General features: G+C 51.1%; 8 protein-coding genes and 1 pseudogene. All 9 read right to left on the bottom strand.

Going from position 1 to position 6,028, the window contains the following annotated elements; all coding sequences use genetic code 11:
* Positions 1-822: pseudogene (locus lacNas_RS14265) on the bottom strand (F0F1 ATP synthase subunit alpha); the annotation flags it as partial.
* Positions 823-844: 22 nt separating this feature from the next.
* Entirely contained in the window at positions 845-1,387 is a 543-nt protein-coding gene (atpH, locus tag lacNas_RS07025) for an ATP synthase F1 subunit delta (protein WP_201332083.1), read from the bottom strand.
* A complete protein-coding gene (atpF, locus tag lacNas_RS07030) occupies positions 1,387-1,893 on the bottom strand; it encodes a F0F1 ATP synthase subunit B (protein WP_201332084.1) in 507 nt (168 codons plus the stop codon). Before atpF ends, atpH begins: the two co-directional genes overlap by 1 nt.
* A 55-nt stretch (positions 1,894-1,948) precedes the next feature.
* On the bottom strand, positions 1,949-2,173 hold the full coding sequence (gene atpE / locus lacNas_RS07035; protein ID WP_201332085.1) for a F0F1 ATP synthase subunit C: 225 nt from the start codon (positions 2,171-2,173) through the stop codon (positions 1,949-1,951).
* 18 nt (positions 2,174-2,191) lie between these two features.
* On the bottom strand, positions 2,192-2,911 hold the full coding sequence (gene atpB / locus lacNas_RS07040; protein ID WP_201332086.1) for a F0F1 ATP synthase subunit A: 720 nt from the start codon (positions 2,909-2,911) through the stop codon (positions 2,192-2,194).
* A gap of 108 nt (positions 2,912-3,019) precedes the next feature.
* The gene (upp, locus tag lacNas_RS07045; protein ID WP_201332087.1) at positions 3,020-3,649 is read right to left on the bottom strand and encodes a uracil phosphoribosyltransferase; all 630 of its coding nucleotides are present in this window, start codon (positions 3,647-3,649) and stop codon (positions 3,020-3,022) included.
* A 99-nt stretch (positions 3,650-3,748) separates the two neighbouring features.
* Positions 3,749-4,744, bottom strand: a complete 996-nt coding sequence (locus lacNas_RS07050) for an L-threonylcarbamoyladenylate synthase (protein WP_201332088.1) — start codon at positions 4,742-4,744, stop codon at positions 3,749-3,751.
* Positions 4,744-5,586, bottom strand: a complete 843-nt coding sequence (gene prmC, locus lacNas_RS07055) for a peptide chain release factor N(5)-glutamine methyltransferase (protein ID WP_201332089.1) — start codon at positions 5,584-5,586, stop codon at positions 4,744-4,746. The genes lacNas_RS07050 and prmC overlap by 1 nt, the downstream gene beginning before the upstream one ends.
* A partial coding sequence (locus lacNas_RS07060) for a peptide chain release factor-like protein (protein WP_280515433.1) occupies positions 5,579-6,028 on the bottom strand: 450 nt, incomplete at its 5' end. The genes lacNas_RS07060 and prmC, both read right to left, overlap by 8 nt.

Here is a 6,028-nt window from a genome sequence, read left to right on the forward strand (position 1 = left end):
GGAAAGTTCACGGTAGGCAACGGCTTGCTTGGACAAGTCGTCGAATACGACCAGAACGTCCTTGCCGGCGTACATGAATTCTTCACCCATCGCGGTCCCGGAGTAAGGCGCAATGTACAGCATTGGCGCTGGTTCTGAAGGACCCGCTTCAACAACGATGGTGTAGTCCATCGCCCCTAACTTCTTCAAGGTTTCAACTTGTGATCTAACAGTTGATTCCTTTTGACCAATTGAAACGTAAATACAAATTACGTTTTGCCCTTTTTGGTTCAAAATGGTATCGATCGCCAAACTGGTCTTACCAGTCTTACGGTCACCAATGATCAGCTCACGCTGACCACGGCCGATTGGTACCAGCGCATCAATGGCCTTGATACCGGTTTGCAGCGGCTGGTTGACTGACTGGCGCTGCATAACGCCTGGCGCCTTGGACTCGATTGGCCGAGTCTTGTCAGTCTTGATTTCACCTAAACCGTCAACCGGCTGGCCCAGTGGATTAACAACTCGTCCAATCAAAGCATCCCCAACTGGAACTTCCATAATCCGGCCAGTTCTCTTGACGCGGTCGCCTTCGCGGATGTCGTCGAACTTGCCAAGAATGATGATACCAACATCATTGCTTTCCAAGTTTTGAGCGATCCCGTAGGAACCATTGTCGAACTGCAAAAGCTCACTGGACAAGACGTTGTTCAAGCCGTGAGCGCGGGCGATACCATCGCCGACGTAAGTTACGACACCGACTTCGTCGATATCCAGCTTATCGTCGTAGTGTTCAAGTTGTTGCTTGATTAAAGAGCTGATTTCTTCCGCTTTAATGCTCAATGGTTTCACCTCTTTATAATACTTACTTTGTTAACACGGCGCGGATTTTTTCCAATCGATGCTTTACTGAGCCATCGATCACGCGGCCTTCAACCTCAAGGACCACGCCGCCGATAATTTCTGGATCAACTTCATTTTCAAGATGAAGTGCCTGCAAGCCATACTTTGCAGCATAGCTGTCTGCAAGACGCTGCAGCTGGTCTTTGTCCAGCTTGACGGCAGTCTTGGCAACACCCGTTCCGATGCGGTTGGCAGCATTGTACAAGCGAATGTAGCAATCAATGATGTCAACCAGGTTGCCGAAGCGGTCATAGCTGAGCAGGAAGTTCAAAACTTCCTGAAGCTCCGCTGAAAATCCCTGTTCCACAGCAGTCAAAAGCGCCCGCTTTTGCTTGCTGTCCAAAACAGGATTGCTCAGAACTTCCACAAAACGTGGCTCCGCCAAAACTGCCTTTCTCAATTCGGTCAGTTCACTGAACATCTCCTCTGTTTTGCCGTTGTCTTTGGCAAAATCAAAGATAGCTGTTCCGTAGCGTCTTGCTGTTTCTTCTCTACTTAAGGCCATTAATCATTCAACCCCTTAATGAACTGATCAACTAAATCCTTTTGATCAGCAGCAGACAAGTTCTTAGCAATTACCTTTTCCGCAATCGTCACCGACAGATCGGCAACTTCGTCGCGGGCCGCGTTCAAAGCATCGGTCTTGGCTTGTGCAGCGTCGGCCTTGGCCTTTTCGCGGATCGCAGAAGCCTCATCATTGGCTTCACTGACGATTTGCTTGCCGGTCTTTTGCGCATTGCTTTTGGCATCGGAGAGAATCTGGGTTGCTTCTTGTCTTGAATTCTTCAAGGCCGCTTCGCGTTCGTTGGCCAAAGTTTCAGCCTTCTTGCGGTCGCTGGCAGCTTGATCCAAGTCATCAATGACTTTCTGACGGCGCTTTTCCATCATGTCCTTTACCGGGCCCCAAGCATAGTGCTTGACGGCCACCAAAAGGATTCCGAATACAATTAAATACCAAAGGGTATTAATGATTGAGATCTCAGCGCCGGCGAATACTGGTTGAAATTCCATCGACAATCCTTCTCTCTCAATTTAGTAACTAATGTAAATTAATTTCCGAATAAAATTACAGGAACAAAATCAAGAAAGCGATAACGATAGCCAGGATTGGAACGGCTTCGATCAAACCAACACCGATAAACATGGTTGATCTCAAGTTACCAGCACTTTCTGGTTGGCGAGCGATGCTTTCGATCGTCTTTGAGATAACCTTACCGTTCCCCCATGAAGCAGCCAAAGCAGCGATACCAGCAACGATAGCAGCTGATAAATCCTTTAAACCTGTAGTCATAATAAAACCTCCGAAAAATTATTCTTGCGTAACCTTCTTGCCAATATAAACCATGGACAGAGTTACAAAAACATACGCCTGGATAGAGCCAATGAAGACAGAGAAACCTTGCCAGATCATTGCGAGCGGAGCAGCCAGGATTCTGGTTACGATCCCCATGCTTGGCCCCAGCTGACTCCCGATCAGGGTCAGCAGGACTTCACCCGCAAAGATATTACCGTAGAGACGCAGCGACAACGTCAAGAAGTTGGTAAATTCTTCAATGACGTTAATCGGCAAAAGGAAACCTACAGGACGTGCATAGTTCTGCAGGTAGCCCTTCGTGCCAAATTTCTGGATCCCGAAGGTAAATGACAGAAGCAAGGTCATCATCGCGAACGACATTGTCGTCACTGGATCAGCAGTTGGTGATTTGATGACCATATAGTCACCGACTTTCACTTCCAAGAACAACCCTAGTTGATTCATGCAGAAGATGAAAAGGAACAAAACAAAGGCGTAAAGAGACAGATGTTTTTGCGCAGCCGGGTCTTCGACGTTGTCCTTGACAATCCCATCGGTAAAATCAATCAGATATTCCAGGACATTTTGTTTCTTGTTCGGTTTCATTTCAACTTTACGTGAAAGAGCGTAACAAATGGCAAAAACCACAATTGCCATCAAGGTTGAGCCGATAATGCCGACTACGTCGACACTTAGGCCAGTACCATTAATATTGAAGACAAGTGATTTCTCCAATTCTTCGTGACCTCCCTTCTTGTGTTGAATTCTTCGAACACGTCATTTATTGTACACCAATAAAAAGGAATTGGAACTTTTGCGATCGCTTTTATTGTCGATTTTTAATTATTTAGTCCCAAAAATCCGGTCACCAGCATCCCCCAAGCCTGGGAAGATGTAGCCGTTTGGCAGGAGCTTGTCATCCAGAGCTGCCGCATAAATGTCAACATCCGGATTTTCAGCTTGAACAGCCTTGACGCCTTCTGGAGCTGCTACCAAAACAGCCAGCTTGATGTCGGTCACGCCGCGCTTCTTCAGCGCTTCAATGGCCAGATTGGCTGAACCGCCAGTAGCCAGCATCGGGTCAACAACCAGGCATTCGCGTTCAGTAACGTCCTTCGGGACCTTGAAGAAGTATTCAACCGGCTTCAAAGTCTCTTCATCGCGGTACATCCCAACGACACCGACCTTGGCTGACGGAATCATTTCCAAGACCCCGTTGACCATCCCCATCCCGGCACGCAGAATAGGAACGATCGTCAGCTTCTTGCCGGCCAGTTCCTTTTGAACCGTCTTGCCCATCGGAGTTTCGATTTCAACGTCCTGCAAAGGCAGGTCGCGGGTGATTTCGTAGGTCATCAGACCGGCGATTTCACCAACGATTCTCCGGAATTCATTTGATCCAGTTTCCTTGCGGCGAATAATCGTCAGCTTGTGCTGAATCAACGGATGGTTTAACACAGTGAACTTTCCCATATAGTTCCTCCATTCAAAAATACCATGTCAGCTATATTATAAATAAAAAAAGAAATGGTTTAAAGCCATTTCTTTTCCAAAAGCATTAAATGTCAGTCTTTAAATATGGTGCCCGCCTGCAGCCTTGTTCAACCGGTTCATGTAAGCCAGGCTGGCTTCGCCTTGATCAAAGGCTTCGACATAAATAGTTTTAATTTCCGGCCGGTCATCAAAATAGCGCAGGCCGGCAAACAGGTTATGGTCAGCTTCGGCAAGATTTTTGCCTAAGCTGAATTTATTTTGCTCCGGCAGATCCAGCTGCTCCAGCAGGTCGCTGGTTGCCATCAAACCGCAGGAAGCATCCAGCTTGAGCTTGGCGAAAGTTTCCGGCCGGTCAACCACGTAGACCTGGGCGCTTGGCGCGTAGTGGCGGTATTTCATCCCCGGCGCCTTGGGAACTTCCTTGTCGCCCACCTTTCCCCGGTTGATCAGGACTTCTTCGCCCAAGACCTGGCTGATTTCCTCAGGAGTGATCTTGCCGGGCCGCAGGACGACAGCTGGAGTGACTGACAGGTCGACGATGGTCGACTCCAAGCCGACAGCAGTCTCGCCGCCGTCCACGATGCCGGCAATCTTGCCCTTCAAGTCGTGGTAGACGTGCTGGGCCGTGGTCGGGCTCGGCTTGGTCGAGGTGTTGGCTGACGGGCCGACGATCGGGTAGCCCAGTTTGGCAATCAGGTCGTGGGTCAACTGGTCATCCGGGCAGCGGAAAGCCACCGTCTTCAAGCCGCCCGTCACTGAGGTTGGCAGGGCCCCCTCTTTGGCCAGCAGCAAAATGGTCAAAGGACCAGGCCAAAAGTGCTTGATCAGCTTCTCGGCCCGCTCTGGCACTTCTTTGGCGTAAGGCCGCATCATTTCTTCGTCAGCCACCGTCACGATCAAGGGGTTGTCGCTGGGCCGCCCCTTGGCCGCGTAAACCTTCTTGACTGAGTCATCCCGCGTGGCCAGGGCCCCCAGGCCGTAGACCGTTTCCGTCGGAAAGGCGACCAGTTCCCCCTGGCTGAGCAGCCGGGCTGCCTCGTCCAATTGCTCCCGTTTAAAAATCTTGGTTTCCATTATTTCTGCCACTCCCCAAACAGCATCCGCGGCTTGCCGGCCATGTCGCGGCGAAATTCCATCTTGAAATCAGGCAGTTCTTCAGCGAACAGGGCCTTCAGCTCGTCTTCCTCGCTGAAGCCGAATTCCATGAAGAACCGGCCGCCCGGATTCAGATGGTCTCTGACTTCCTTGGCAAACTTCCGGTAAAAGGCCAGGCCGTCCTCGCCCCCGAAAAGAGCCTCTTCCGGTTCGTTGGCCAGGACGTTTTGGTCCATCAAGTTTTTCTCGCCCGGCTTGATGTAAGGCGGGTTGGAAATGATCAGGTCAAACTTGCCCAGGCCCAGCAGCACGTTGGCCTTGCGGGTCGTCACGTTCAGCTGGTAGTCCAGGAAGTTCTCCTCACTGATTCTCAGCGGCGCGTCCTTGACGTCACTGGCGTACAGGTGCAGGTCGCTGATGCCCTTGCTGGCAGCTTCCTTGGCCAGGGCCACCGTGATGTTTCCTGAACCTGTGCCCAGGTCCAGCACGGTGGAGCCGCTTTTCAGATATTCCAGGGCCCATTCAACCAGTTCCTCGGTCTCAAAGCGGGGAATCAAGACTCCGCGCGCCACCTTCAGCCGGTAGCCCAAAAACCAGGCATAGCCCAGAATGTATTGCGGGGAAACGCCCTTGGCCAGCTTCTTGACGTCCTTTCTGACCTGCTTGACCTCGTCGTCAGTCAGCTCCCGGTCCTGCTTGAGCTGATACTCGCTCGGGGTCATCCCCAACCGCTCGGCCAGCAGGAAGTCGATTTCCTCTGGCCGCGCTTCTTCGGCCAGTTCGCTGGCCTCAATCCGCATTTCTTTTAAAGTTTTAGGCATTTTCTGCCAGCTCCTCCAATTGCTTGGTTTGGTAGTAAACCGTCAAAGCATCGATAATTTCATCCAGCTCGCCGTTCATGATCCGGTCCAGCTTGTTCAAAGTCAAGCCGATCCGGTGGTCAGTCACCCGGTTTTGCGGATAGTTGTAGGTTCTGATTCTTTCTGACCGGTCACCGGTACCAACGGCGTTCTTGCGCTTGGCATCGTATTTGTCCCGGTTCTGGCTTTCGTAGTAGTCGTAAACCCGCGACTTCAGGATTTCCATGGCCTTGGCCCGGTTCTGCTGCTGAGACCGCTGGTCCTGCATGGCCACGACGATCCCCGTCGGCAGGTGAGTCATTCTGACGGCACTGGAAGTCTTGTTGATGTGCTGGCCGCCAGCACCAGATGACCGGTAGACGTCTACGCGGATGTCCTTCGGGTCCAGGTCGATGTCGACTTG

It is taken from the genome of Lactobacillus nasalidis (genome assembly GCF_016587775.1).
GTDB classification, from domain to species: Bacteria; Bacillota; Bacilli; order Lactobacillales; family Lactobacillaceae; genus Lactobacillus; species Lactobacillus nasalidis.